We start from the raw sequence: 26,686 nt of genomic DNA on the forward strand, positions 1-26,686 counted from the left end.
AAAATAAGCCATAAATAGGATGCGACACGCAGCGACTGCGTCTAACAGCAATGCGCACCTCTTGCCTAGCCACCAGCCGTGAGGCTCAGTTGACCTACTGCTAGGCCCGTAATGCAGCGAAGCGCGATGTTTGATGACCTCTATTTAAAGAAGAATGACGTCATCATGAAACGTATGTTAATCAATGCAACTCAATCAGAAGAGTTGCGTGTTGCCCTTGTTGATGGGCAACAACTGTATGATCTAGATATTGAAAGTCCAGGTCATGAGCAAAAAAAATCAAACATTTACAAAGGTAAAATTACCCGCGTAGAACCGTCTTTAGAAGCCGCTTTCGTCGACTACGGTGCCGATCGTCACGGCTTTTTGCCACTGAAAGAAATCGCCAGAGAATATTTCCCGAAAGGATATTCGTTCCAAGGTCGCCCAAATATCAAAGAAGTGGTCAGTGAAGGACAAGAAGTTATTGTCCAGATTGACAAAGAAGAACGCGGCAATAAAGGCGCAGCCTTAACGACCTTCATCAGCCTAGCAGGCTCTTACTTAGTATTAATGCCAAACAACCCACGTGCAGGCGGAATTTCTCGTCGTATCGAAGGTGATGAGCGCACTGAGCTAAAAGAAGCGATGGCCGATTTGGAAGTGCCAGCGGGCATGGGTCTTATCGTACGTACTGCCGGTGTGGGTAAAGAATCTGCCGAGTTAAAGTGGGACTTAAAAGTTCTGCAGCACCACTGGGCAGCAATCACCGAAGCTTCACAAGTTAAAGGCGCTCCTTTCTTAATTCACCAAGAAAGTAACGTGATTGTGCGCGCTATTCGTGACTACTTACGTCGTGATGTGGGCGAGATCCTTATCGACCATCCACGTATTTTCGAAGAAGCTAAGCAACATATCGCATTAGTTCGCCCAGATTTCGTTGAGCGCGTAAAACTTTACGAAGCCGAAGTGCCGTTATTCACTCACTTCCAAATCGAATCACAAATCGAATCAGCCTTCCAACGTGAAGTGCGTCTGCCATCTGGCGGTTCGATTGTTATCGACCCAACTGAAGCTTTAACCTCAATCGATATCAACTCTGCCCGTGCCACTAAAGGCGGCGATATTGAAGAGACAGCACTGAACACTAACCTTGAAGCCGCCGATGAAATTGCCCGTCAATTACGTCTGCGTGACTTAGGTGGCTTAGTGGTTATCGACTTCATCGATATGACGCCTGTGCGCCATCAGCGTGAAGTTGAAAACCGCTTACGTGATGCTGTGCACCATGACCGCGCTCGCGTGCAGTTAGGTCGCATCTCGCGTTTTGGTTTGATGGAAATGTCGCGTCAGCGTCTGCGTCCTTCTTTAGAAGAATCTGCTGCGCACATCTGCCCTCGCTGTCATGGCCAAGGCACGATTCGCAGTACTGAATCTTTAGCACTGTCGATTTTACGTTTGATGGAAGAAGAAGCCATCAAAGAGAACACCTCACAAATCGAAGCGATTGTGCCTGTGGATGTGGCGGCTTTCTTGTTGAACGAGAAACGCAAAGCCATTCGCATTACAGAACAACGTCACGATGTCGAAGTGTATGTGATACCTGATGCGCACATGATGACGCCAGATTACCGCGTGATCCGTCACCGTAGTGATGATGAAATCAGTGAGTCTAGCTATAAGCGTATCGAGCAGCCTGATGCCAAATTGTATGAGCCACGTAAACTGGAACGTACCGCAGCGCCTATTCCTGCATTAAAAGGTTTTGCCGCACCACAGAAAGTGGAACAAGCGCCATCACCAACGGTGAAAGTTGAAGCGCCACAACCTGGCTTCTTCAGCAAGCTAGTGAGTGCGGTCAGCGCCATGTTTGCGCCAAGCGAAAAAGCAGAGCCTGTAAAAGTTGTTGAAACTAAAACAGCCGATACCAGTGCCGCTAACGCCAACCGCCGTAACCGTCGCAACGATACTCGCCGCCCACGTAATGCCCAAGATGCTGACAAAGCAAAAGAAGGCACTCGTGAGCCACGCAGCCGTAATCCGAAAAAACCAGCTGATGCAGCGGTAAGCACAAGCACTCAAGAACGCCCAGTTCGCGAGAAGGAAGAAGCTGTTAAGCGTCCAGCGAAAGCGGAACCTAAGCCACGTGTACAAGCGCCAAAAGACGTGGTTGCCGACGTTGAAGCCGATGCACCTAAGCAAGAAGTCGCCCGTGAACGCCGTCAACGTCGTAACATGCGCCGTAAGGTGCGTATCGATAATGGCCATAACACGCCAGATAATGCGATCCCAATTGCACCAGAAGATGCTGCTGAAGTATTAGCTGAAATTGCAGCCATTAACGCCGCAGCTGCGAGCACTATCAGTGTTGACACTAAAGCTGAAGTTGCCCAAGCACCTGCTGAAACTAAAGCGCCAAGAACACGTCGTCAGCCTCGTAAAGAAGCGGCACCTGCTCAAGAAGCGGCTGAAAATGTTGCAGTAGAAGAGAAAGCAGTGAGTTCTGCAGTCACTGAAACCCCAGCGGTTGATGCAGTTAAGACTGAAGAACAGGCTGAAGTTGCAGCACCAGCGGATGCGGTATCGCAAGATAACGAAGCGGTCGATGCTGAAAGCGAAACTGCTGACGATCAAGCAAAACGCGAGCAAAGAGATGGTCAACGTCGTAGCCGTCGTAGCCCACGTCACCTTCGTGCAGCGGGTCAACGTCGTCGTCGTGACGAAGATGACCAAGGTACATCAACGCCAGCGCAATTCGTTCCAAATGACGAATTAGGTGCTGACCAAGAGTATCCAAGCGAAGTCGCCAGTGTGCGTGCAGAAGCGCCAGTCGTCGCAACTAAAACAGATGCAGTGGCTGAAACTCAAGCAACGGCTAAATCCGTTGAAGTAGAAACGGTACAAGCAAGCGAAGCACCTGTTGTTGAAGCTCCTGCAGTCGTTAAAGCTGAAACGAAAGTTGAAACGCCAGCAAATGACGTTATAGCAGTCGAAACTCAGCAAGTTGAAGCTAAGCCAGTTGAGACTAAAGCTACTGAAGCGGAAGTGCCAAAAGCGGTTGAAGTGAAAGTTGAAGCTGCACCAGTCGTTGAAGCTCCAGTCGCTAACGTTGCAGCTGAAGTCGAAGCGGTTAAAGCTCCTGTAGTTGAAAGCCCAGCGGTTACACCAGCTGCGCCAAAAGTTGAAGCGGCTAAAGTTGAAGCGCCAAAGACTGAAACTGCTGAAGAGCCAAGCGTTGCACCGAGTGTTGAAGTTAAAGAAGCGGTTAAAGCAACAGCCTCTGCCCCAATGGCAAAACCTGCTGCTATCGCTAAGCCTCAAGCAACAGTGCAAGCGGCCCCAACGACAGTGAATTCGCAAATCACCGATTCGGTTACTGATTCGGTTGTTGTCAACAAGCCGAAAGCTGCCAGCCGTTTTGGCTCTATGGTATCTTCGGATATGACCAAACCAATTGTTGAAGTGAGAGAGCAAGTGGCTGTGCCTAAAGGACGCGAGTATGAAAATACTGCGACCGAAGAGCCTACCGCCAAAATCAAACTCGCTAACGGTGCAGAGTCGGATATGGCTCGTCCATAACCACTTAGGTTAGTCAGAAAAAGCCATGCAATTGCATTAATGCCGTTCACTTAAGAGTGAACGGCATTTTTCTTTGGTCTAACCGGAAACTTGTTTTTGCTCATTTTAAGGACTCTTGGATAAGCTCTTTCCCGTTTACCATCCAACTTAAATTGCCGTGCATTGCGTTCTATATCCAATACGTCTCTCGGGACATTCCCCGGCGTTTGTGATGGCAGTTGCGTCAACTTGAAGATGATATAACTCGCCGCATCCCTAAAACTCAGTTGATTAGGATGGACCGATGGTAAGCTTTTAGCCAACAGCAACATCTTATATCTAATGAGATTATAGGCCAGTAGCACGCCCCACAGCTCTTGAATCACCAGCTCCGGTAGTTGACTGCGTAGCGTAAAACGACTCTCCAACAGATGTTGTTTCATCTCTCTGTAGCCCAGTTTGATTTCCCATCGATGGGCATATAAGTCGACGATGTCTTCGCTGGGGTAACGCATCGGGTCAGTCAACGAGGTCAAAATGGCGACTGACTTACCTTTCACTGTCTTAGTGAGTAAACGCGCTTCAAGGGTATCAGGGAGCTGCGGCCATTTCTTTCTGGCTTGAGGCGTGGTGGTGAGTTTCACCCACTGGTCATGTTTTCCCAATGTTCGAACCACCTCATATTGAGTGCCTTTCTTCAATGGCAACAACCAGTGGCTATCAGGTTGTGCTTGCTGCCAAGCATGTAACAGGCCGAGCGAGTAAAATCCTCGGTCAAATAGGGTTAGACTGTGATTGGGAATGCTAGGAATGAGCTGAGATGCTAAGTTCATTTCATTTTCGGCAACCGAATCAAAGGCGCTGTTGACCAACAAATGGCTACTTAATTCCATCAAGCAAACCATGCGAATTTGCGGATAAGCCGCTTCGCCTGAAGCGTTTGCGGTACGCGCAAAGGCGGCTTGATTTTGGACACTATCGGGTGTCCGCCACACTACACCGTCAACACCATACAAGTTAAGACCGCACCAATGTGGGTGTTCAGCTCTCGCGTGCCAGGTATTGGCGCTGCGACTAAACACTTCTCGAATAACCTCACTGCCCAATCGTTTACGCGCCTGAGTCACGGCGCTGCGTGCAACATAATCAATCTCTTGCGGCAAAACAATGTCGAGTTTGTTGATGAGTGACCGAACAGACTCCCCTCGGAACAAAGCCATTCCAATAACGGCCCAAATCATCGCGTCCATCGGCAATTTACGCCGTCTTAACGTCGCAACGCCCTGAGAGTCCAAACAAGATTGAATTAACTCTGGCTCCAACACATCAGCTAAGCAGGTAAATTCAGTTAGGCGGGTAATATGAGTGCGAGCGAGTGCTTCTGAGAGTTGCATAAAAAAATCCGATGACATGAGGTCATCGGATTTTGATCTTTTCAGCGAGATCGTCAAGCGATCTGTCTTAACTGATCGGCATTATGCAATTGCATGGCTTTTTTATTTCTATCGTAAAACTCACACTATATTTAAGGTTTAGCTCAATCCATTTTTTTGTTAGTATTCGCGCCTTATTTTTATCCACACAACAACTTAATAACAGAGGTTCAATGTTTGATCTCATTCGCCACAAAACGTCTAGCCATAAAGCCGATGTGCTTTCAGGGCTAACAGTTGCACTTGCGCTTATCCCAGAAGCGGTCGCATTTGCCTTTGTCGCCCATGTAGAGCCAATGGTTGGACTTTATGCCGCCTTTATCATGGGACTTATCACGGCACTGATTGGTGGCCGCCCAGGGATGATTTCGGGCGCGACAGGCGCTATGGCCGTTGTCATGGTGTCTTTGGTCGTAGAGCACGGTGTCCAATATTTATTTGCTGCCGTAGTCTTAGCGGGACTCATCCAGATCTCAGCCGGGGTATGTAAACTCGGTAAATTTATTCGGATTGTGCCCTATCCCGTCATGATTGGCTTTGTGAATGGTCTGGCGATTGTGATTTTCCTCGCCCAGCTAGGTCAGTTTAAGGTCAAGGATGTCAGCGAAAACTTAGTCTGGCTGCCACAAGAACCATTAATGCTGATGTTAGGCTTAGTGGCACTGACGATGGCTATCATTTATTTTTTGCCTAAGATCACCACTGCAGTGCCTTCATCACTAGTAGCAATCCTCACTGTAACGGCAATTGTCGTCGGACTCGATCTTGATACTCGTAATGTCCTCGACTTCCTCAAAACCATGAGTGGTAACGACAATGCGACCATAGCGGGTTCATTACCTAGCTTTGCGATTCCCTCTGTGCCTTTTAATCTTGAAACCTTATATATCATCCTGCCCTACTCCTGCATCTTAGCTGCAGTAGGCCTTATCGAATCACTGCTGACATTAACTGTGATAGATGAGATGACCAATACCCGTGGTCGCAGCAACAAAGAATGCGTCGGCCAAGGTCTTGGGAACATCACCAGCGGCTTCTTCGGCGCTATGGGTGGTTGTGCCATGATAGGTCAATCGATGATTAACATTAACTCGGGTGGACGCGGCCGATTATCAGGAATTACTGCAGCAGTCGCCCTGCTTGCCTTTATCTTATTTGGCGCTTCATTTATTGAGATAATCCCACTTGCGGCGCTAGTTGGGGTGATGTTTATCGTTGTGCTCGGCACCTTTGAATGGGCAAGCTTTAAGTTTATGGGCAAGGTCCCGAAACATGATGCCTTCGTTATCGTGCTAGTGACGACGGTAACCGTATTTACCGATTTGGCATTTGCGGTATTTGTCGGCGTAATCGTTTCAGCCTTAGTCTTTGCCTGGGAACATGCCAAGCATATTAATGTGACTGAAGAGCAGAATGAGCAAGGCTGGAAAGTCTATAAACTCAATGGCCCATTGTTTTTCGGCTCAATTGCGAACTTCCTCGAGCTATTTGACCCATCAAAAGATCCACAAGATGTGGTTATCGACTTTAAGAACTCTCGGGTTGCCGATCATTCCGCATTGGAAGCAATAGACACGCTCGCTGAACGTTATGTTAATGCGGGCAAGAAGTTGCACTTGATCCACTTAAGCGCTGACTGTAAAGCACTGCTGCATAAAGCGGGAAATCTTGTCGAAGTGAATCAACTCGATGATCCTCACTATAAAGTGGCCGATGATAAGCTGGATTCGTAAGCAATGTTTCATTAGCAATGTGTGAGCTTCCATAAGAAATACAAAAAGCCTGAATAGTAATATTCAGGCTTTTTTATCGACTCAACGCCAATCATTGAATGGCAAAAAGCTGAGTCATATCAATCTATAATCCATCCCACTCGGTTTAGTAATTATTATCTGAATTCTGGTTTAGCCATAGCGAGATTTGTAGTTAGGCATGTTACCAATGAACGCAGTGCTGTATAAACAGACTCCAAAGCGTTAATAGTGCCCTGCTGCTTCTGGTCCTCCAGATTCATACAACAAAAAAGTAATGGGATGCACGCGCTGTCGGCTTAGAGAGTTAAGTTACGCTATGGCTAAATACTGTGTTGAGAGCTAAGAAGCTTTAATATCACTGAAGCAAAAACATGGTGGATGAATCGAGGAAGCTGTATTGAAGATTAACTCTCTGAAAATGAGGTGTTTTGGAGATGAAGAGGAAATCTGGAAGCGGGAGCTAACAGTTAAATTAATACGGTAGGCTAAGAAAACGGTTGAGCAACTTAAGCTAATGCATCTAGGGTCTGTTGATCTTTCGAGAGTGATTTTTAGACAGCATGGCAAGACGTTATAATTTGCTTCGCCAAAAGTAACCATAACCTCAAGCCATGCCAAGACTTATGCTAACCGATGCACGCTGGGAAAAGCTATTTCATTTAATGAAAAGCACAGGCCGTGTTTATGACAAACCTGAACATAGACAAACATTCGAAGGTATTCTTTACCGGCTTAGAACCGGTATCCCTTGGCGAGATTTACCTAAAGAGTTCGGTCATTGGAGCACGGTCTTTAGACGGTTTCATTTATGGTCTAAAAAAGGCGTTCTAGCACATTTATTCAAGGCCTTAGCCAACCTTGCTGATATAGAATGGGTCTTTATTGATGGCTCGATAGTGCGGGCTCACCAGCACAGTGCAGGTGCAGCGACGCTAAGTAATGAGAGTATTGGTAAAAGTCGAGGCGGTAATTCAACCAAAATTCACTTAGCCGTCGACAGCGGAGGATTACCGATTTATTTCGAATTATCAGAAGGCCAAAAACACGATATTACACACGCCCCCAGCTTAATTGAGCACCTGAAGCAGGTTGATACCGTCATTGCAGATAAAGGTTATGACAGCGATGCTTTTCGTGAACTTATCGCAAACAAAGGCGGGAAATCTGTTATTCCGAGGCGCCGCTATAAGAATACACCTCAAGAAAGAGTCGATTGGTGCTTATATCGGTATCGACATTTAGTGGAGAATGCTTTTGGAAGAATTAAACACTATCGAGCAATATCAACAAGGTATGACAAGCTAGCAAGAAATTACGCCAGTATGGTGTCACTGGCGTTTATGTTAATGTGGCTGCCGATGTATTGCTGAGCAACATTTGCACAGCAAAGATCAACAGACCCTAGCAACTGTATATTTTACTTTCTTAGAAGACTACCCACTCTAGAAGAGCATCTAACCTAGAAGAATATTTTAAATTTCACACAAATAAAAAGAGCCATGGAATAAACCATAGCCCTTTAATCCATTGCTATCAGCTCTAGGCTAACAGCACCGAAAATTAACCAACGATAGTTACGTTTTCAGCTTGTGGACCTTTTTGACCTTGAGTCACAGTGAAAGACACTTTTTGGCCTTCATCAAGAGTTTTGAAACCGTCAGAGTTGATCGCACGGAAATGTACGAATACGTCTGGACCAGATTCTTGCTCAATGAATCCGAAACCTTTGTCAGAGTTGAACCACTTAACAACACCAGTAACTTGAGACATAATATAAATCCTGTAAATAAAAAATTAAAGCCTTAACGGCGGTGGAGCTGGAAAATGCCGGTATTACTTATGTTTACAGGACGAACTGGTCGTATTGAACACATAAATATAAGCCCAACCTTCAAGCTGATAAGACTATAAACCATTCTAAAGATAAGTCAACACACTGCGACACTTTGGATTATTTATTTTGCCTAAATCTACTTTGCGGTTTTGCAACCGGCTAGCAGAACACTCAGTTCATGCTGCTTAGCAAGTACAGTTAAACATTTTAAATAATTTATTTCAATAGCTTAATCTTATCGCTTATCTTGAAATGCGATGCACTTCAATTTGGAAATCCAATTCACAACTCAGTCCTTGCAGAGCAAATGCTTGCTTTTGCGCATCGGTAAACTTCCAAGCGTAAGGCGTCATTTCTAAAAAATGAGCAATATGTTCACTTTTTGTCAGTTCAAGTTGAGAAATTAAGCGTTCCTGATGCAGGCACTCAAATCCGGGAATATGCGCTGCTGATACGGGATGTAATCTAGGCTCAGCATAAATCTGTTGCTTCAAGGCGAAGTGATGTGAAGGTCCGGGAGAGACTGTGATCAAGATACCACCATCGGCCATAATGCGTTGTAACTCTTCAACTTTGGAAGGTGCATAAATGCGAATGGCAAGATCGACACTTTGAGAGGCGATGGGCATCTCATAGGCACTTGCCACACAAAATGCTAAATTGGGGTAGCGTTTAGCCGCATATTTAATTGCTGACTTAGAAATATCTATGCCTTGTAAATCACAATCATGGTGCTGACTCAACACATTGAATAAACGCTGGCTGTAGTACCCTTCCCCGCAGCCTATATCGAGGATTTGCTTTGCTTCAGCACCAAATTCGAGCGCGAGTGCATTCACTCTATCACTCAAATCTTGATAGTAGCCTTCGTTTAGAAATTCACGCCGAGCAAACATCATCTGCTTGTTATCGCCAGGATCTTTTGAGTTTTTCTTCTGTACAGGCAATAAGTTGACATACCCCTCTTTGGCCATATCAAACTTATGTTGCTTTGGACACCCCCAAGTTCGATCCGTTAACGTCAGCGGCGCGGAACACAGGGGACATAAATAATGCATAGTGGACTCTTATCGTTTAACTAAATTTTGGCAAGAAAGGTTTACGCTTCGTCTTCCATCAATCGATCAACCATCTGGATCAGTTCAGGTGGGGCAAGCAACTCATAACACTCTAATTTTCTTAATAACTTATCTGTGTTATCCACATCATTAGCGGCGCGGTTGTAATTGGGACGCTCAAACATATGGGTATAGGTTCTAAATAACCACTGTTGTTTCTGAAGTAACAAGGGATCGAGCCTTAATACCTCATCGGCAAGGCTAGCGTGACATTGGCCAAGCTCCCCGCGTAAAAATGCTTGTAATTCTAACCTAACTTGCTCAATTTCGGTCATGTAAATGGCAAGGGATTCTGACGATGCGGCATAGTCGTATTGTCTTGCTAACAGCGCTTTGGCGACCATCAGCGCTTTAGGCTCATGTAAGACACGTAAATCGGCTTCTAAAGGCACTAACTCAAACTTTGAATCTGCTTGTAAGGCAAAGGTTAAGCAGTTCTCAGCGCCTAAACGATTAGTCACGTCTAAGGTAAAAGATACGCCCCGTCTCAATTCTGCTGCGCAAAATTTTGCTGCAGTGCCCATACGCGTATAAAGCCGAAAACCTTGCCCAAGGCTCCGAGTGATCGGTGTATTAAAGGCCTGTGCACTTTGCGGTAATGATTCAACCTTAAGACCCATAAACGGTTGAAAGCGGATAGCAATATTTTGCGGGGTTCCAGCTTCAGCAATAACGACGACCTCTAGCAAAGGCGCACTGATCGCCTGTAACACAATAAAATCACTGATATCGTCGGGTAACCGCAACGTGAGTATCGACGCCTTTTCAGCATCAAGCACCATAGGCTCATTTAGAAATTGATGATACATAAGACATTATTCCCCTGTTCAGCCGTGATTGTACCGTCGAATCTTAATGAAAATCACCTATTAAGCCGTTATATTTTCAAGATAATGGCTTAATTGCTTTAATGGTGTAAATGTTCATTCGGGGAATTTCGGTGTTAAGATGTTATTATTCGACAAACTGTCATTTGAATTTAATTTATGTCTAACTATTCTCAGCCAAGCATATTTGGACATAACTATAACTATCTAGCTATCTATCTATAACACTGTATGATCGGATAACACGTCTGCAGGTGAAGGAATTAGTACAATAGCAGATAGAACAGGACGGTATCGTGTGCCATCGATTCAGGCATAACAACCCAAAACTTCTCCCAATATGAACACCCGGCGCTTTTCTCCTCAGTTCCACTACTTCAAATCTGGCGATACTTTCCTAACGGCAGTATCTCGCTATTCGAGAACTTGATGCTCTTTAGAACGTAGTTCAAGACGAGTTACCGGTTCACCCGTTTGGGTGTCAATTAACACCGAATGCTGCTCATCAGGCTGGTAAAGGTGATCCTCGCCCCACTGGCGCAAAGCGATAATCACTGGAAAAAGCCCACGCCCCATCTCAGTCAAAACATATTCCTGATAAGCCGTGCCATCGGAAGCCAGCATAGCCGACTGGTCGCAGGCTATATGCTGTTCTATTCGATAGGCAGTGCTATTGGCGCTATCAGCCGTATACGATAGTGCAGGTTGGAATGGCGTATGCATTTTAGGTACTGCAATCAGCATAGTCGCCGTCATTTTCTGGGCAGCAACCGCACATATTGGCCGCGCACAACTTCAGGCGACATTAACGGCAAGCCAACTGAAAATTAGGATATAAAGAGCAATAAATACGCGCAGTGCTCTCCTCATCCAAAACAAAGGCCGCCTATGCGGCCTGTTGTATTCAGTCTAAACGTTCCACTACAAACACTAACGAACCTTAAGACCAGTCATAATCGTTTTAAACATTTGGGATAATAGCCACAAGATCCGTAACGCCTACATCCCGACCAAACTGGGATAATAAAGTCGTAGCTTGACCTCGATGATGTGTTTGATGATTAAAAAAGTGCATAAGTACACTAAATAACTTTTTATTCGATGTTACGCCTTTTGAATTTGTGTAATTAAAAATTAGACAAAGTTCAGCTTCCGAAAGCAAGCCCGCAAGTTTAACAATGGTCTCATCAAGTACTTTGCGGTACTCATAGAGCTCAGGTAATGTTGAACATAATACTGAGTCAAGTGATTGAGGTTGGCTCATTGCTCGAACAACATCTAATTCATGATGGCTTTGCAACAGCACAGAAAATCGCTTTAACCAAATAATGTCACCAACGGCGATATGATTGAGCGTTCCTATCACTGAGCCAAAAAATGCACCTTGATTTCTTGATAGTTCTTCGCCCAAAAGTGTTGCTGCTGTCTCATAAATTTTAACGTTCATCGATTCATTGTATTGAGCCATGAGTTGCACATGTTCAGCTAAATGCATAGATGCTCCTTAAGGCAAAGCCTTAATCCAGTAACACAATTGCATTTGGTTATAGTGACTTAAAATAAGTTCGATTTTCATAGGTTGATAAACCAAACCTGCTGATATTCCAGTATCACCATTGAATTTAAAGCCATATTTCACGTATGCAGGAACAGAAGACAAAGAGGCGCTTACTGTTACAACATCAACCTTCGCATACTCTAAGGTAAATAAAAGCAGAGCCCTACCAATACCTTTCTTTTGACGTTCTGGGTCAACAAAAAGTATTACAATAAGATCTAATGATTACGTCGGTGCATACTCCGATGTTGGAAGGGACATCGCCGTTGGGATAGGGAATGGAAAAATATGAGCCATCATAATGGACTTCATATGAGGTGCGCTCAATTGCAGCCTTAGCTAAGTCACTCCCAAGACTCTGACCGAATGAGCTTTGAGAAATGAAGATAGAAAATATAAGTAGGTATCTCATCATAGTCTTATTGAAATATAACGTTTGGTTAAGGAGCGCGCTTTAACACGCCTCCGTTAGAGTGCTTAGCCTGAGTAGAAATCCGTCTAAAACTATGACCATAAATTACCTTATATTTATTAACTTATAGCCCATTCAATATGAAGTGGCATACCAAAATTAGATGTAGGCTCATTATACAGTTCGACGGTTTAATCTTGGTTACTCGCATATGCTTGGAGCAATGCCGGAAATTGATCTTGTGGTGGAAACTGATTAAAACTGTACTTTGCCCCCGTCGTCGCCCACTCAAGTTTTTCATCTAAATATGTTTCAACGAATGGTTTGTAATGCTGAGAATCCTCTAGCATTGTGGAGCGCACATTGACAAAATCATCCATCCCTTCTAGGCGCGTGAACAGCCAACTCATACAATGCTCACAAAAATAGTGGCGCGTATCCCCGTGCAGCCCGCCAATCACTGGCTCACCTAATGTGATAGAGAATACTGAACTCGGAAATAACGAACTCAGACTAAAAGCACTAGAGGTCATTTGCTGGCATCCCGTGCAATGGCATGCCATCGTAATCAATGGCGCTGAGGACACTTCAAATTTGACCTGCCCACATCGACAGTGGCCTTTTGTTTTACAAAGTACATCGTTCATCCCTATTTATCTCCTCGTTTTATGACTAATTAGACGCACCTAGATGGTACTGGCTCCCAGAACGCCGTTGGCACATTACACTGACTTTAGCTGCGTCAGACATCAGGTGCTAGATATACTGTTAATCAGCTCTTCTCGAAAACGTTCTGCCCACTCACGGCTTTGACTGTCAGCCAATTTTGCTGTTCTGGGGGAAACCGTTTTAGCGATAGCGGGATCTAGACCCAAAGCAGCTAACACTACTTCCAATACAACTAGAGGGTTATCGGAAAGCGCCTCATAGGTGATGCAGATAGGTTCAACTTCTTGTTGTACAAACCAGTTCGACCACGCTGCATCTTGTTCTTCAAGCCTTGCGACAATTGTTGCAAGACTACCAGCATCATAGACGGGGGCCTGACCGAATTTAAGTCGCTCCCGCTCGCTTCCGTCAGCACCGAGATGCCACAAACCCGACTGCTCCGCTTTAAGGCGCGAAACAGCCTGAGCAATCTTATTTTCACGGGTGAGATGCACATAGCGTGGCGAACCAAATACGGCTTGGAAACGGGCATTGTCGTTTGGTAAACCAGGATGAAACGACGCGAGTCTTTTCGACAGTTCGCCAAGACTTTCCCACATCAGACGCATACCAAAAATCGAAGTGCTACCTGTCCCCTCTTGCAGAACAGCGGTTAAATATGACTGGTCAAATTCTTGTTCATTACCCCAATTCGTGACTGACACATCGAAATAGCTCGCCCACTCAAGAAAATCTTCACACCGGAAAAATGAATCAGGACACCCAGCTACTTGAGTGTCAGTAAGAAGATCACATAAAAGCGTGCTGCCACTTCTAGGCGTTGCACAAATAATGTATGAGTTAGAAATAATCATATTCCCCATTATTTAGCTGTTACCACTTTCGGTTTTTAAGAAGCATGTTTAACGCACCCCAGTTTGAGTGCTTAGCCTGAGTAAATATCCGTCTGGGTCCATAACCATAAATTGCCTCACATTTATAAACTTGCTACCCACTCGATATGACTTTTGCTCTAAGGGCAGCTTAATTGGATAGCCATTTTTCAACAAACGATTGTAAATACCATCGAGATCTATAACTATTATCTGGAAATTGATACCTCTTCCAAAAGGATATTCGAGTTTTGCTGTAATCCATGGATCATCATTCGGCTCAAGCTCATCTATTTGCTCAAGCATTAAAAAAGCGCCATTGAGTTCTATTGTTGCAAACCCCTCTTCCGGGCGTTCATAGCAAATAGTAAAGCCAAGCTGCTCAATATAGAAATTTAGGGATTTCCCTATGTCACGAACATTGAGTTCAGGTGTTAATGGTGGAAACATATCCGATCCTGTTCATAATTTATACCGCAGAATGCTTTTTGGGAGTTAATTTCCGCTAATAAGGGCTCGACCTCAATACCTAGTTTCGTATTGAGGCTTTTTATTGATGCCAAAGTAAACTCAACTGAGGCATTAACAAAGAATCCCCATGTTCTTATTTCGTCGTTTTCGGTTCCAACTTCAGAGACAAACCTTGTGGATTCATCGTTTAAATCGAGCTCTGTTCGATGTCTACATATGTCATAAGTTCATGACAGAACATGACTCAGATTTCTCATTCAATCCAAAATAAAAAGCACAGAAATCTACTAATTATAATTAATTGCAGTAACTTAGAATCGATATCAACGAGTTTTCAATCTTTTGTTCTTAAACAAAAGCATGGCATTACAAGCAGATAAAACCATCAGTTCGATATTATAGATAAAGTTGTATCTGGCTACATGACTTGAAATGTGTAGGACTGATGACTCAGTAAGATGCGACAGTGCATACTTAATTTTATTAACCGACCAAAGTAAAAAATGTGAATCATTCATTAGAGGCACTAAAGTTTTGATGCTCTATTTTATCGGTCCGCAGATGAGACATTATGTACTCTAAACCTGCTTGATAGGCTGCTGTTTCGGTTGTGTCACCGTTTTTGGCTATTAAATATGTGGCTTTAAACAATATAAGATTACAGGACGTAAGATAATAGAAATCATCGTCTTGCTTGACGTAACAAAACTTTGTCCACGGTATGGTAATGGACTTACCGCAATGCGGCAGCAGCGTTAGCGTCGAAGCTGTGGCAGTCACAGTGTGGCTACCTTCTAGACTCGCAAGCCTATGTAAGGTTGTGTTTTCAATCGTTCGATCCAGAGTGGTTATCTTGACTGCAAATTTACTAGCTTGATTTTCGGCTATGTTTTTTAATAAAAATGTCCACACAATAAGGTAAGAGATTGCGCAAATTGCGATAGCAATATATGTCTCTGGAGTGTGAATTTCTAAGAAAAAATAAAACAGTATCAACGGGGATAAAAGCGGGATCCATAGGAGTAGTACGCGAACGATAAAAGCATGTAACAAGATAGCTAAACGAGCATTCTTTGCCATACGTTCTGAATTTATTTTTTTCGCTATTGTGATTAACTGCTCCTGCGTGATTGAAAATTTTAGTTCCATGACGTCCTTGTTTAACGCTAATCCGAATACTGTGCCAAGTGTATTATAAATAAAGTAGAAATCACTAAGCCATATTGAAATAAGTTGTCAGCGGCAAGCATGTATATCCCCTTCTGTCTAACACGACTATTTTGCTCTCACCCACAGCTGCCAATCTCAGCTTATTTGTTCATTGTTCATAGGCTGCGGCTTGATCATCTAACCAATCATGCTTGTCGTAAACCGCCATCTCCCGCCTAATAGATGGCCTAGCATCTTATCTGTAACGTGGGGCAACACCCCAGCTTCTGACATTCTGGTCGATATTGTGCGTCTAAAATAGTGAATACACCAGTCAGGATATCTAGTCTTGGTTTGAGCTCGCGAACCAGCTTAATTTGCTGAGGCGATATTGCCCAGTTGCTTAAGATCGTTTGCCGCGGAGAAGCCCCATGGCGAGTGATATCAATTCTACTGTTCTTGTAATTAAATGCTGTACTTTTTAACTACTGTATTTCTTAAGTGCAGCACTTCTTAAGAACTGCAATTTGCGCCGAAAAACGGTTCACAGCAATCCCTCAGGGTTGTCTGGCCCGCAAATGTGTTGTGCGGTTTCCAAAATACACGTAGTTCTATATTATTTACCAATGAGTTTAGGGTCTGTTGATCTTTGCTGTACAAATGGTGTTCAGCAATACATCGGCAGCCACATTAACATAAACGCCAGTGACACCATACTGGCGTAATTTCTTGCTAGCTTGTCATACCTTGTTGATATTGCTCGATAATGTTTAATTCTTCCAAAAGCATTCTCCACTAAATGTCGATACCGATATAAGCACCAATCGACTCTTTCTTGAGGTGTATTCTTATAGCGGCGCCTTGGAATAACAGATTTCCCGCCTTTATTTGCGATAAGTTCACGAAATGCATCGCTGTCATAACCTTTATCTGCAATGACGGTATCAACCTGCTTCAGGTGTTCAATTAAGCTGGGGGCGTGTGTAATATCGTGTTTTTGGCCTTCTGATAATTCGAAATAAATCGGTAATCCTCCGCTGTCGACGGCTAAGTGAATTTTGGTTGAATTACCGCCTCGACTTTTACCAATACTCTCATTATTTAGCGTCGCTGCACCTGCACTGTGCTGGTGAGCCCGCACTATCGAGCCATCAATAAAGACCCATTCTATATCAGCAAGGTTGGCTAAGGCCTTGAATAAATGTGCTAGAACGCCTTTCTTAGACCATAAATGAAACCGTCTAAAGACCGTGCTCCAATGACCGAACTCTTTAGGTAAATCTCGCCAAGGGATACCTGTTCTAAGCCGGTAAAGAATACCTTCGAATGTTTGTCTATGTTCAGGTTTGTCATAAACACGGCCTGTGCTTTTCATTAAATGAAATAGCTTTTCCCAGCGTGCATCGGTTAGCATAAGTCTTGGCATGGCTTGAGGTTATGGTTACTTTTGGCGAAGCAAATTATAACGTCTTGCCATGCTGTCTAAAAATCACTCTCGAAAGATCAACAGACCCTAGTCACTCAGGGACCTATTTCCGGGCGTCAGCAAGTTTAAAATCAGAATAGCGGGCAAGGGTTAAGCGCTCAAGTTGATTATCAATCCTAAATCGATACTGCCATGTTATAGTCCCTGCTGGGTAATGTGGATGCTTAAGTCGTCGCAGTCTGCAAGCTCTGGTTTTCCTGAATATGGTTAGCCATTTATTGCACATAACCGACTGTAAGATAAAGATATTATAATTACCTTGTGTACATGTGATTTTAGCTATTGTGACGCACAACGGAACATGTACACAGATATGTACTCACATCGAAGAGTAACAAACTAAATTGATGTGAATGACAACGAATCCAAATAAAGTCATTTGACGTTAAATAACATGATGTTAAATGCTTTAGAGAACGAAATAAATGAAGATGAAAGACGATAAAGCTGGGTCGATTTTTTGGCACGACTACGAAACCTTTGGGGCTAACCCGGCGAAAGACAGACCCTCGCAATTTGCCGGTATTCGCACGGATTTAGATCTCAATATTATCGGCGAGCCTGAGATATTTTATTGCAAGCAAGCCCCTGATTATTTGCCGTCACCAGAAGCGATATTGATCACAGGGATCACGCCGCAGTTAGCCAATTTAAAAGGCATCCCTGAAACTGAGTTTATGGGGCGTATTCAAGCACTGTTTAGCCAGCCAAACACCTGTGTCGCGGGCTACAACTCACTGCGTTTTGATGATGAAGTGACCCGTTACGGCTTTTATAGAAATTTTATCGATCCCTATGCCCGTGAATGGCAAAATGGCAACTCTCGTTGGGATATCATCGATTTAGTTCGCGCGTGTTACGCATTTAGACCCGAAGGGATCAATTGGCCAACCAAGGAAGATGGATCTCCTAGTTTTAAGCTAGAACATTTGACCCAAGCGAATGGTTTAAGCCATGAGAAAGCCCATGATGCCATGTCTGATGTGTATGCAACCATCGCTATGGCAAAACTCATTCGCGAGAAACAGCCTAAGTTATATCAGTACTATTTTGACCTGCGCCGTAAGCAAGCGGTGAGCGATCAAATCGATGTGCTCAATATGCAGCCGTTAGTACACGTGAGCTCTAAGATCAGTGCTCGCAATGGTTGTACGACGTTGATTTCCCCCGTGGCGCACCATCCAACCAATAAAAATGCGGTTATTTGCGTTAATTTAGCCATGGATTTAACGCCACTCTTTGAGCTAGATATCGAGCAAATTAAAACGCGTATGTATACGCCAAGAGCCGATCTTGCCGAAGACGAATTACCGATCGCGGTAAAACAAATTCATTTAAATAAGTGCCCTTTTATCACTTCGGCTAAAATCCTCAGCGATGAACATGCCGCTCGTTTAGGCATAGATAAAGAATTTGCCAGAGAGCAATATAAACGCCTTAAACTTCACCCAGAACTACGTGAAAAACTGGCGCTCTTATTTGAGCACGATGACAGCAGAACGACCACAGATCCCGATTTGATGCTGTATTCTGGTGGTTTCTTTAGCCAAGCTGATAAAGCGAAAATGGAAATCATCCGTCATACCCTACCGCAAAATCTAGCGGCGCTAGACTTGCAGTTTGATGATCCACGTATCCCTGAAATGCTGTTTCGTTACCGCGCCCGTAATTATCCTGAACTCCTCGATTACGAAGAGTCACAGCGCTGGCGTGAATTCTGTCAAAGTCGCTTAGCCGATCAAGACTACGTACTTAAATTAGAAAATCTGCTGCAAGATACGCAAGCGGATGAGACTAAGCAGAAGTTACTGGCTGCCCTTTGTCATTATTTGCGTGAACTTTAAGTTTAATCAATTCAAGCTTAAGTCTTTTATTTAATAGTCTTAAGCTTGTTTATATTCGTGAATAGACTCACTCTATTAGGCGCATAACTTAAATTGTTTACTATCGAACACACACATTTGCAGCGTATAAACGCGAGCTAACTCGCATTTATGCTGTAACAAAATTACTAGAATGTTCTTCCATGAACTTAACAAATAAGGAATCGGGAAATGCAAGATAGATTCATTCGTAGCATAACCCAACTGCCAACGCCGTTAGCCGATGCTCTCATTCCGATGTTGCACCAGAATTTTGCTGGACACTTAGATGCGCAGCAACTTGCCACACTCACAAGTGCAAGCAAGATGACCGAAGCAGAAGTGTTACTGGCACTCCTGCCGATAGCCGCTGCACTGGCGAAACCGCCTATCAGTGAGTTTTATGTCGGTGCGATTGCCAAAGGCAAAAGTGGCGATATCTACATGGGTGCCAACTTAGAATTACCCGGTGAAGCGCTGTTTCATTCTGTGCATGCAGAACAAAGCGCTATCAGCCATGCATGGCTCAGCGGTGAAAGCCAAATTGTTGATATCATAGTCAATGCCAGCCCTTGCGGCCATTGCCGTCAATTTATGAACGAGCTGGTTGAAGGAAGTAAGATCAGCATTCATCTACCCGCACAGGAAAGCCATCCACTGGCTTATTATTTACCCTATGCCTTTGGCCCAAAAGACTTAAATGTTACTTCGCCTTTAATGGCGAAGCAACAAACTGAATTTGCTTTAGATAGTGCCGATCCTATGATCATCGAAGGTTTAGATCATGCCGGTTTAAGCTACGCGCCTTACACTCAGAGTTTTGCTGCCGTGGTTTTAGAAACACGCGATGGCGCAACCTATTGTGGTCGCTATGCAGAGAACGCGGCATTCAATCCTTCTATGCTGCCGATGCAGATGGCTTTGTCGAATCTCGTTCGCCATAATCGCGAGTTTAGCGATATCAGCCGTGCGGTGTTGATTGAATCATCTCAAGGAAAAATCAGTTTAGTCGGCGCGACTATGGATGCACTCCATACCGTTGCCGCCATCGAACTTGAGCACATAGTCATCGATCCCGTGTAACGCCTGCTTCAAGATGCCAAGGGTGCTTCAAAATGCCAACGGCGAAATACGTTAATGCGTATTTCGCCGTTGGATTATTCGATTAATACTTCAACATCAAGTGATCACCCGCTAATGCTGACGGCTAAAACGTCGAAGTAGCAGTCCTAAGCTTTAATGTCCAATCCTCAAACGTGACGCCTAGTGTTCAAACCTAACTGCCAGTACTCAAACGTACCCTTCTAGAACTTAAACGTAACTCTGAGTATTCAAATGTGAAAGCGAACTCGGCATAAATGGTTAACATGAACACGATTCTGCAAGGCTACTCACTATCCAGAGTTCAATTTACGCCGCTTCTTTTGGCCTGAGACTCAGCTTTACGCTGCGCCATTCTGCTAAAACAAGCTTGCCGCTCCACATCTGACATAGCGCGCCACGCTAAAATCTCATCAAGATGCCTAAAGCAACCTAAGCAAATATCTTGCTGATCTAAACAACAATTGCGGATACAAGGATTGGCATTAGGATCATTCTGACCAGACGGCATATTCATTGCCACAGGGTTCAGTGAAGTGGAATCGGCGACCACCGGGGAAACTAAATATATCTGCCGTAATAGCGCCGCCAGCGGCCACGACAGCCGTCAGAGTCAATTCTAAGTTCTGGCTGTAGATCACAATCAGCGGGCAGCCTTTTGCGAGGGTAAAATCCACCTCGGCTTGATAGAAGCCACCTGTGATCCCGACATCCATAAAGCAGCTGTATTCAGGACCATAATCGACATAGGTCCAGCCAAACACCTGGCTAAAAAAGGCCTTAGAACTCGCAATATCGCGGCTCGGGATTTCCAAATAATTGATGCTGTGTTGAAGGTTCATAGACTTCCTTGCTATTTAATGAGGGACAAAATGATGGGCACAAAATGCATGAATAAAAAATGGGAGCCAAAGCTCCCATTCCATTCGCGGCTTTAACTCAGGTTAACCTTGGATTAAGGCTGCGACAAGTCCAATCAGACCACCAAACACCCCGCCCCAGATCACTAACCAACCTAAATGCGTTTGGATCATGTCCTGAACGATTTGTTTCACCATTTGCGGTGTCAGCTCGTTTAACCTTTGTTCCACTATATTGGCAATTTTAGTTTGCAGATCGGCCATCACATTTGGCTGTTCGATTTCTTGTTTCAACAGCTCGTGGAATGCATCACTTTGCGCCATTTCAACTAAAGAGGCTTTCATCTTCACAATAAACGGCTCTTTTAGCGGTAATAACGCATCCGTACCGCCGAACATAGACAACATGCCGCCAAAGGAAGATTGCGCGACTGTGCTAATTAAGGCATCGAAAGAAGGCGCTAAATCGACCTTCTCAATCACGGGGGCCAAGTCTATTTTACTCAGCCCTTCTTTTTCAGATAGGAATCGGTCGATATTTTCTGTGGTAAAAAACTGCTTCATCATCAGATGAGCAATGCCCGCCTTAAACTCTTCGAAACGAGAAGGCACGACTCCCGAGCCATAGAGTCCGGGGACTTTCTCAAACAACATATAAACCGCAACCCAGTTGGTAATCGCACCCGATAAGGCAAACAATCCGACATTCAGGACAATTGCCGAATGCATCAGGTAACCCACAACCACTAAAGCAGCCGCCAATAAATTTGTTACTAAACTCTTATTCAATCTCGTATCCCCTAAGGTGGCATCGATAAGATGCAAAACTGGCCTATATTAACAAGTTAACGGGAGTCAGGTCTAACACTCAAACCACAGTAAACGAACCCATTTCCAAATCTGTTTTCAGTGCTAAGTCTTGGCGCGACAAGCTGCATCCAGCTCATCGCCAAAGCCGCAACGTCACAGAGCCGCTAACGGCCGATAGTCCTATGCAAAATAAGTGAATCCCCTTGTAGAACATTAAGTTAATTTAATGCTCACCAAGCTCAAAAATGCAGAAATTTTAATTTACTGCCTGTGAATTATCAACTGGCCTCAACTACACTCAATTTGGGTTAGAAACCCGAAATAGGGTTTCTAACATACAAACTCAGAATTCAGGGCTTAAACACAAGTCTTGAATAAAGGCCTTCAACACAAGCCTTAAATACGGGCCTTAAACACAGCCACTGAACATCGGCTCAAATACAAAAGTTAACCACAATAAATTAGGGATGCGCTTATGGAATCGGCTTTTAACACTGCAGGGGCGTTAAGTTGGCATGAACTCACAACCAATAATACCGAAGAGGCCATGCGCTTCTATGCTGAAATTTTTGGCTGGCATTTTAAAACCGTTAAATTGCCCCACGGTCACTATCACATTATTGAAAACCAAGGCATCAGCATTGGCGGAATTACCGACAGTTTAATCCCCACCCTTCCCTCACATTGGACAGGCTATATTACCGTTAACGATGTGGATCAAGTGGCTATCAGTGCCAAAAAACTCGGCGGTGACATTCTGTTTGGCCCTGAAGACATTCCAGAGGTGGGCCGTTTTTGTTGGATAAAAGACCCACAGGGCGCCATTATTGCGGCCATTAGCTATTTAAAACGCTGATGTAAAAACTGACCTGAACATGATGATGAATTTCGACTCAAGGGATACGCCACAGGTTGATACAGATGTAGCTATCAATGTAGGAGATTGGTTGTCATTCAGCAACGACTGGGTTCAGAATAGGTTGTCGTCGGGTAATGCCAAGATTTCATTGATAAAATATAAATAATCTCTGGAAACATTAGCGTTAATCGCTAGAATGTTCGCACTTATGGCAGTTTTTCCCTGTCTTATGCATTGGAGCCTTGATATTAATGCTGATCCAGCTATCGCAATTCAAACACACTTTTTTTGCTCTCCCAAGGTACCTGCGTGTGCTTGTTTACCTCACCGCCGTCTACCTTAGCTATGTCTGCACATTAGGCTTAATCCTGCCCTATGCAATAACCACGCTGGCACCCGAAAAACTCTCTGCTTTACTCGGCCGTCCCGTCACCCTCGGGGATATCCGCATCAATCCCTTTAATTTCAAAGTCGAAATCGACCAACTGGCCATTAAAGAAAAAGACGAAAAACCGTTTGCAGGCTTAGCGCAAGTCCAATTCGAAGTGAACTTTTGGCAATCTGTTTTTAATCGCGCCGCCGTTATCGAAAACATACACATACAAGCGCCCTACGCACACATCATCCGCGTGGAGAAAAAAGGCAAAGCTGGATTCAACTTCGACGATATTCTGCAGACCTTGAACGAGCATTCATCCGCGAGCACAGAAACAACACCCGCAGAAGCCAGCGCCCCCGTTCGTGTCCTGCTCAGCCAATTTGTATTAGATGCAGGGCAATTTAACTTCGATGACAAAATTACCCATGCTCAAGTTAATTATCCTAATATCAATTTAAAACTCAGTCAGCTCGATACTGAATATTTGATGTCGGCATTGTCGGCCTCAGTAGCACCAGCCACAAAAGCAAATAAGACTGGAGCCAACCCGACACCAAACGCCCAAGCAGCCTCCGACACTGGCTCTGGCTCCCAAGTTATGCCAATCCAGCACAATCACTATGCGATACAACTCAGTGATGATCATGCTGGTGAAATCAGTTTGCAGGGGCAATTCCAACTGTTCCCACTAAAAGTTGCGGGTGACGTCCACATCGCCAAACTGAAACTGACACCCCTGTGGCGATTTATCGACGATCAATTTAAGCCAGCACTTACCGATGGCGAGATCAGTGCCAAGACTCAGTATCAAGTGGATCTTGCCGAGAATGGCGAGCTACAAATCACCAGTAACAATGGCCAGTTTATTGTTGAAAAACTGAATTTTAACGACCAAGAACGCTCAGTGGTTAAGCTGCCAATCTTTGCCCTCGACGGTATTTCGATGGATCTAAAGCAACAGCAAGTGCATATCAATAAGCTTCACAGTGATGGCCTCACTGTAAACGCCATTTTGAATCAAGATGGACTCGATCTCGCCAGCTTGTTCATGCCTAAATCCGCCAGTGCGTCTACAAGTGCAGCGCCGCTAGTTGCTAATTCCATAGATGCTAAGCCGATAGATGCTAAGTCGATAGAAACTAAACCGGCAGATGCTAAGCCACTAGAGGCCAAAAATGTTGAGAGCGTACAAGTCGCGCAAGTGGAAGAAAAGCCTCAAATAGCTGAGACGGCAACTAATGCAAGCGAGACCGCAGACAAACCAACAAAAAGCGAATTAGCCACAGCCAGCGAGAACAATAAAACGGAGCAAAATACTGAGGCCGCCGCAAACATCACAGCTGATGCCACTCATGAAGCCACTGCAGAAGTCGCTTCTGAGGCAACTCCTCTACAGCCAATCAAGCAAGCGCCAGTAACGGCGTCAACAGACACTTGGTTCGTGCAACTCGATGCGCTCAATATTGAAAACTACGATCTTAATCTGTCGGAGCAAAAGTTAACTGAGACACCGCAGCAATGGCGTGTGTATCCGCTTAACTTTTCAACAAAAACTATCACCAGCACCTTGGCCGAGCCGATTGATTATGCGCTGCAACTCAGCATTAATGACAAAGGTACTTTAAGCTCTCAAGGCCAGGTCGATGTGACAGGCGAAGCGATAGATGCCGATATTCAACTCGATAAGCTCGCGTTAATCCAGTTCCAACCGTATCTCGCGCCCTACGTGAATATCCAGCTCAAGAGTGGTTTATTAAGCTCTGCAGGCAAGCTCACGGCTGATGCCAAGGGCAAAGCCATTTACGGCGGCAGTGTTGAGCTCGATGATTTAGCCATTCATGACAAATTGCGTAATGCCCCGCTGGTCAAATGGCAAAAGATGAATATCAATCAGCTCGATTTTGACCAACAAAAAAATCAAATCAAAATCGATCACTTAGCCTTTAGCCAACCCTACGCCAAAGTGGTGATCGCTAAAGATAGAAGCACCAATATCAGCGACCTTATCGTCGAAGCGCCTATTGCAGCTTCAGTAACGAATAGTGCGACAACGAACAGCACGCCCCCTGCTAAGCAAACCGCAACCGAGCCACAAATGGCGAGCAAGTCAGCAACGCCTGAGCTGAGCCTAGATATTCAAAAAATTAGCTTCAGCCAAGGCTCGGCTTACTTTGCCGATAACTCACTGACTCCGAATTTTGCTTCGGGAATTGAGCTGCTTGAAGGCAATATCACTCACCTGTCGTCAACGCCAGGCACTAAAGCCTCGGTCGATATCAAAGGTAAGATAGACAAGTACGCGCCTGTAACCCTAAAAGGCGATATTAACCCTTTGTTAGACATGCCATATTTAGATCTCGATTTGGTCTTCAAAAGTGTTGAGCTAACCTCAGTCAATCCTTACTCAGGCACCTATGCGGGTTACTACATAGATAAGGGACAGTTATCACTGTCGCTGAACTACAAACTCGATCAGAACAAGCTCAAGGGCAATAACCATCTAGTCATAGATCAACTGAAACTCGGTAAACCCAGTAACAGTGACCTTGCCACTAGCTTACCTATCACGCTCGCCATTGCGCTGCTACAGGACCGTAACGGCGTGATTGATTTAGGTATGGAGGTCTCAGGCGATTTAGACTCACCCAGCTTTAGTGTCGGCAGCATCATAATGACGGCGATTACCAATGTGATCACTAAAGCCGTCACTGCACCCTTCACTTTCCTAGCGGGGCTGATAGGTTCAGACGAAACCTTAGACAAAATCAGCTTTGCCGCTGGTCAATTCAGCCTAAGTGAAGATGAGCAGAAAAGTTTAGACAAACTCGCCAGCGCCTTACTCGACAGACCTATGCTTAAGCTCAGCGTTGAAGGGGAAGTCGATGCCATCAATGACAGCCAAGCCATTGCTGAGCGCATCATGAAGCGTAAATTGGCTAAGTTAGCCAATATCGAGTTCAGTGCGTTACCTAATGATTTAAGTCCAAGCCAATTCCCGACCCAAGGGCCGCTCGCCGATGCGCTAGTGAAGCTCTATGAGCAGGAAGTTAAAGCCGATCCGGTCCAAATAAAAGACACAGTAATCGCAGAGGCCAAAGACGCGCAGCTTTCCGATGACGAAATTACTACCCGCTGGCATATCGCTTTATATAATCTGTCGGTAAAAGCACAGAATGTTAATGATGGTATGTTGGGTAATTTGGCCCAAGAAAGAGCTAAAGCCGTTAAAGCTTACCTTGTGGACGTGAAAGAGATTGCCCCAGAGCGGATCTTCTTGCTCGAAAGCCGAGTGAGTTTGACCCAGAATGTGGCCCAAGTGAGCCTTACCATAGATGTGCAATAGAGGCGCAATAACTCAAGCAATGGGTTAATGTTGCTGTGTTTACGATAAAAGAAGCCCGCTAAAGCTCAGCTTTAGCGGGCTTCTTTCTTATGGTGAAGAGCATGCCTCAATGTATAGCTAAGCGCATATCTAATTGTTACCGTTAAGCGAAAACGCTGTCCTTGTCACCAAAGAATCTTCTACCTGTTAATCCACACTAAAATGTTGGCCGCGCTTTGTGCCATAGGTTACACTCTGCGGCCTTTATGCAACTGGGATCGCACGCACGAATCGCTAAATCTCAGTTTCGTCGCGCATTTGCGACGGCGCCATTGACACACGAATCACTTTTCAACACACATTATCATTGAGG

The 26,686-nt window shown here is 44.6% G+C and carries 24 protein-coding genes; 7 read left to right on the forward strand and 17 right to left on the reverse strand.

The window, feature by feature from the left end:
• Positions 1-111: 111 nt before the first annotated feature.
• A complete protein-coding gene (gene rne, locus DYH48_RS12640) occupies positions 112-3,558 on the forward strand; it encodes a ribonuclease E (protein WP_115334972.1) in 3,447 nt (1,148 codons plus the stop codon).
• A 50-nt stretch (positions 3,559-3,608) separates the two neighbouring features.
• Here the strand turns inward: rne and DYH48_RS12645 are convergent, their stop codons facing one another.
• Entirely contained in the window at positions 3,609-4,931 is a 1,323-nt protein-coding gene (locus DYH48_RS12645; protein WP_115334973.1) for an IS4-like element ISSba6 family transposase, read from the reverse strand.
• A 212-nt stretch (positions 4,932-5,143) separates the two neighbouring features.
• Between DYH48_RS12645 and DYH48_RS12650 the strand changes: the two genes are divergently transcribed.
• Positions 5,144-6,703, forward strand: coding sequence for a SulP family inorganic anion transporter (locus tag DYH48_RS12650; RefSeq protein WP_115334974.1), 1,560 nt, complete (start codon positions 5,144-5,146; stop codon positions 6,701-6,703).
• Between the two features lie 632 nt (positions 6,704-7,335).
• Positions 7,336-8,094: an IS5-like element ISSod6 family transposase gene (locus DYH48_RS12655; RefSeq protein ID WP_011071076.1), complete on the forward strand. Its 759-nt coding sequence runs from the start codon at positions 7,336-7,338 to the stop codon at positions 8,092-8,094.
• A 190-nt stretch (positions 8,095-8,284) separates the two neighbouring features.
• Here DYH48_RS12655 and DYH48_RS12660 read toward each other — a convergent pair whose 3' ends face one another.
• The 13 genes from DYH48_RS12660 to DYH48_RS12735 form a co-directional block, all read right to left on the reverse strand.
• On the reverse strand, positions 8,285-8,494 hold the full coding sequence (locus DYH48_RS12660; protein WP_006081219.1) for a cold-shock protein: 210 nt from the start codon (positions 8,492-8,494) through the stop codon (positions 8,285-8,287).
• 306 nt (positions 8,495-8,800) lie between these two features.
• Positions 8,801-9,616 carry a 23S rRNA (guanine(745)-N(1))-methyltransferase gene (gene rlmA / locus DYH48_RS12665; RefSeq protein ID WP_115334975.1) on the reverse strand — a complete coding sequence of 272 codons (816 nt, stop codon included), beginning with the start codon at positions 9,614-9,616 and terminating at the stop codon, positions 8,801-8,803.
• A gap of 41 nt (positions 9,617-9,657) precedes the next feature.
• Positions 9,658-10,485: a hypothetical protein gene (locus DYH48_RS12670; RefSeq protein ID WP_115334976.1), complete on the reverse strand. Its 828-nt coding sequence runs from the start codon at positions 10,483-10,485 to the stop codon at positions 9,658-9,660.
• 432 nt (positions 10,486-10,917) lie between these two features.
• A complete protein-coding gene (locus DYH48_RS23970) occupies positions 10,918-11,259 on the reverse strand; it encodes a winged helix-turn-helix transcriptional regulator (RefSeq protein ID WP_256613057.1) in 342 nt (113 codons plus the stop codon).
• Between the two features lie 205 nt (positions 11,260-11,464).
• Positions 11,465-11,998: a DinB family protein gene (locus tag DYH48_RS12685; RefSeq protein ID WP_011846526.1), complete on the reverse strand. Its 534-nt coding sequence runs from the start codon at positions 11,996-11,998 to the stop codon at positions 11,465-11,467.
• A 9-nt stretch (positions 11,999-12,007) separates the two neighbouring features.
• Positions 12,008-12,274 carry a GNAT family N-acetyltransferase gene (locus DYH48_RS12690; protein ID WP_115334977.1) on the reverse strand — a complete coding sequence of 89 codons (267 nt, stop codon included), beginning with the start codon at positions 12,272-12,274 and terminating at the stop codon, positions 12,008-12,010.
• A complete protein-coding gene (locus DYH48_RS12695) occupies positions 12,255-12,476 on the reverse strand; it encodes a DUF1287 domain-containing protein (protein WP_115334978.1) in 222 nt (73 codons plus the stop codon). Before DYH48_RS12695 ends, DYH48_RS12690 begins: the two co-directional genes overlap by 20 nt.
• Positions 12,477-12,664: 188 nt before the next feature.
• Positions 12,665-13,120 (reverse strand): GFA family protein, encoded by a 456-nt coding sequence (locus tag DYH48_RS12700; protein ID WP_115334979.1) that lies wholly within the window; start codon positions 13,118-13,120, stop codon positions 12,665-12,667.
• Between the two features lie 102 nt (positions 13,121-13,222).
• The gene (locus DYH48_RS12705; RefSeq protein ID WP_256613058.1) at positions 13,223-13,996 is read right to left on the reverse strand and encodes a Stf0 family sulfotransferase; all 774 of its coding nucleotides are present in this window, start codon (positions 13,994-13,996) and stop codon (positions 13,223-13,225) included.
• A 48-nt stretch (positions 13,997-14,044) separates the two neighbouring features.
• Positions 14,045-14,464 (reverse strand): bleomycin resistance protein, encoded by a 420-nt coding sequence (locus tag DYH48_RS12710; RefSeq protein ID WP_006081213.1) that lies wholly within the window; start codon positions 14,462-14,464, stop codon positions 14,045-14,047.
• On the reverse strand, positions 14,449-14,703 hold the full coding sequence (locus DYH48_RS24105; protein ID WP_370452683.1) for a DUF6881 domain-containing protein: 255 nt from the start codon (positions 14,701-14,703) through the stop codon (positions 14,449-14,451). Before DYH48_RS24105 ends, DYH48_RS12710 begins: the two co-directional genes overlap by 16 nt.
• A gap of 292 nt (positions 14,704-14,995) precedes the next feature.
• Positions 14,996-15,634 carry a hypothetical protein gene (locus DYH48_RS12720; protein ID WP_115334982.1) on the reverse strand — a complete coding sequence of 213 codons (639 nt, stop codon included), beginning with the start codon at positions 15,632-15,634 and terminating at the stop codon, positions 14,996-14,998.
• 667 nt (positions 15,635-16,301) lie between these two features.
• A complete protein-coding gene (locus tag DYH48_RS12735) occupies positions 16,302-17,060 on the reverse strand; it encodes an IS5-like element ISSod6 family transposase (protein ID WP_087486575.1) in 759 nt (252 codons plus the stop codon).
• Between the two features lie 485 nt (positions 17,061-17,545).
• Here DYH48_RS12735 and sbcB point away from each other — a divergent pair, with 485 nt between their 5' ends.
• Both sbcB and cdd read left to right on the forward strand, forming a co-directional pair.
• A complete protein-coding gene (sbcB, locus tag DYH48_RS12740; protein WP_115334983.1) occupies positions 17,546-18,964 on the forward strand; it encodes an exodeoxyribonuclease I in 1,419 nt (472 codons plus the stop codon).
• Between the two features lie 210 nt (positions 18,965-19,174).
• Positions 19,175-20,065 (forward strand): cytidine deaminase, encoded by an 891-nt coding sequence (gene cdd, locus DYH48_RS12745; protein ID WP_006087443.1) that lies wholly within the window; start codon positions 19,175-19,177, stop codon positions 20,063-20,065.
• Between the two features lie 322 nt (positions 20,066-20,387).
• Here the strand turns inward: cdd and DYH48_RS12750 are convergent, their stop codons facing one another.
• The 3 genes from DYH48_RS12750 to DYH48_RS12760 form a co-directional block, all read right to left on the reverse strand.
• Complete coding sequence (locus tag DYH48_RS12750) at positions 20,388-20,600, reverse strand: DUF1289 domain-containing protein (RefSeq protein ID WP_115334984.1); 213 nt, start codon at positions 20,598-20,600, stop codon at positions 20,388-20,390.
• The gene (locus tag DYH48_RS12755; protein WP_107404793.1) at positions 20,575-20,925 is read right to left on the reverse strand and encodes a VOC family protein; all 351 of its coding nucleotides are present in this window, start codon (positions 20,923-20,925) and stop codon (positions 20,575-20,577) included. Before DYH48_RS12755 ends, DYH48_RS12750 begins: the two co-directional genes overlap by 26 nt.
• Before the next feature lie 102 nt (positions 20,926-21,027).
• The gene (locus tag DYH48_RS12760) at positions 21,028-21,732 is read right to left on the reverse strand and encodes a DUF445 domain-containing protein (protein ID WP_037391578.1); all 705 of its coding nucleotides are present in this window, start codon (positions 21,730-21,732) and stop codon (positions 21,028-21,030) included.
• Between the two features lie 496 nt (positions 21,733-22,228).
• Here DYH48_RS12760 and DYH48_RS12765 point away from each other — a divergent pair, with 496 nt between their 5' ends.
• Both DYH48_RS12765 and DYH48_RS12770 read left to right on the forward strand, forming a co-directional pair.
• The gene (locus DYH48_RS12765) at positions 22,229-22,609 is read left to right on the forward strand and encodes a VOC family protein (RefSeq protein ID WP_115334985.1); all 381 of its coding nucleotides are present in this window, start codon (positions 22,229-22,231) and stop codon (positions 22,607-22,609) included.
• 254 nt (positions 22,610-22,863) lie between these two features.
• Entirely contained in the window at positions 22,864-26,334 is a 3,471-nt protein-coding gene (locus DYH48_RS12770; protein ID WP_115334986.1) for a DUF748 domain-containing protein, read from the forward strand.
• Positions 26,335-26,686 lie beyond the last annotated feature (352 nt).

Source organism: Shewanella baltica, from assembly GCF_900456975.1.
Lineage (GTDB): Bacteria > Pseudomonadota > Gammaproteobacteria > Enterobacterales > Shewanellaceae > Shewanella > Shewanella baltica.

What these genes read in the sequence shown, in the direction of transcription:
- rne (WP_115334972.1), top strand. Translation starts at nt 112, where the DNA reads ATGCAGCGAAGCGCGATGTTTGATGACCTCTATTTAAAGAAGAATGAC.
- DYH48_RS12645 (WP_115334973.1), bottom strand. Translation starts at nt 4,931, where the DNA reads ATGCAACTCTCAGAAGCACTCGCTCGCACTCATATTACCCGCCTAACT.
- DYH48_RS12650 (WP_115334974.1), top strand. Translation starts at nt 5,144, where the DNA reads ATGTTTGATCTCATTCGCCACAAAACGTCTAGCCATAAAGCCGATGTG.
- DYH48_RS12655 (WP_011071076.1), top strand. Translation starts at nt 7,336, where the DNA reads ATGCCAAGACTTATGCTAACCGATGCACGCTGGGAAAAGCTATTTCAT.
- DYH48_RS12660 (WP_006081219.1), bottom strand. Translation starts at nt 8,494, where the DNA reads ATGTCTCAAGTTACTGGTGTTGTTAAGTGGTTCAACTCTGACAAAGGT.
- rlmA (WP_115334975.1), bottom strand. Translation starts at nt 9,616, where the DNA reads ATGCATTATTTATGTCCCCTGTGTTCCGCGCCGCTGACGTTAACGGAT.
- DYH48_RS12670 (WP_115334976.1), bottom strand. Translation starts at nt 10,485, where the DNA reads ATGTATCATCAATTTCTAAATGAGCCTATGGTGCTTGATGCTGAAAAG.
- DYH48_RS23970 (WP_256613057.1), bottom strand. Translation starts at nt 11,259, where the DNA reads ATGACGGCGACTATGCTGATTGCAGTACCTAAAATGCATACGCCATTC.
- DYH48_RS12685 (WP_011846526.1), bottom strand. Translation starts at nt 11,998, where the DNA reads ATGCATTTAGCTGAACATGTGCAACTCATGGCTCAATACAATGAATCG.
- DYH48_RS12695 (WP_115334978.1), bottom strand. Translation starts at nt 12,476, where the DNA reads ATGATGAGATACCTACTTATATTTTCTATCTTCATTTCTCAAAGCTCA.
- DYH48_RS12700 (WP_115334979.1), bottom strand. Translation starts at nt 13,120, where the DNA reads ATGAACGATGTACTTTGTAAAACAAAAGGCCACTGTCGATGTGGGCAG.
- DYH48_RS12705 (WP_256613058.1), bottom strand. Translation starts at nt 13,996, where the DNA reads ATGATTATTTCTAACTCATACATTATTTGTGCAACGCCTAGAAGTGGC.
- DYH48_RS12710 (WP_006081213.1), bottom strand. Translation starts at nt 14,464, where the DNA reads ATGTTTCCACCATTAACACCTGAACTCAATGTTCGTGACATAGGGAAA.
- DYH48_RS12720 (WP_115334982.1), bottom strand. Translation starts at nt 15,634, where the DNA reads ATGGAACTAAAATTTTCAATCACGCAGGAGCAGTTAATCACAATAGCG.
- DYH48_RS12735 (WP_087486575.1), bottom strand. Translation starts at nt 17,060, where the DNA reads ATGCCAAGACTTATGCTAACCGATGCACGCTGGGAAAAGCTATTTCAT.
- sbcB (WP_115334983.1), top strand. Translation starts at nt 17,546, where the DNA reads ATGAAGATGAAAGACGATAAAGCTGGGTCGATTTTTTGGCACGACTAC.
- cdd (WP_006087443.1), top strand. Translation starts at nt 19,175, where the DNA reads ATGCAAGATAGATTCATTCGTAGCATAACCCAACTGCCAACGCCGTTA.
- DYH48_RS12750 (WP_115334984.1), bottom strand. Translation starts at nt 20,600, where the DNA reads ATGAATATGCCGTCTGGTCAGAATGATCCTAATGCCAATCCTTGTATC.
- DYH48_RS12755 (WP_107404793.1), bottom strand. Translation starts at nt 20,925, where the DNA reads ATGAACCTTCAACACAGCATCAATTATTTGGAAATCCCGAGCCGCGAT.
- DYH48_RS12765 (WP_115334985.1), top strand. Translation starts at nt 22,229, where the DNA reads ATGGAATCGGCTTTTAACACTGCAGGGGCGTTAAGTTGGCATGAACTC.
- DYH48_RS12770 (WP_115334986.1), top strand. Translation starts at nt 22,864, where the DNA reads ATGCTGATCCAGCTATCGCAATTCAAACACACTTTTTTTGCTCTCCCA.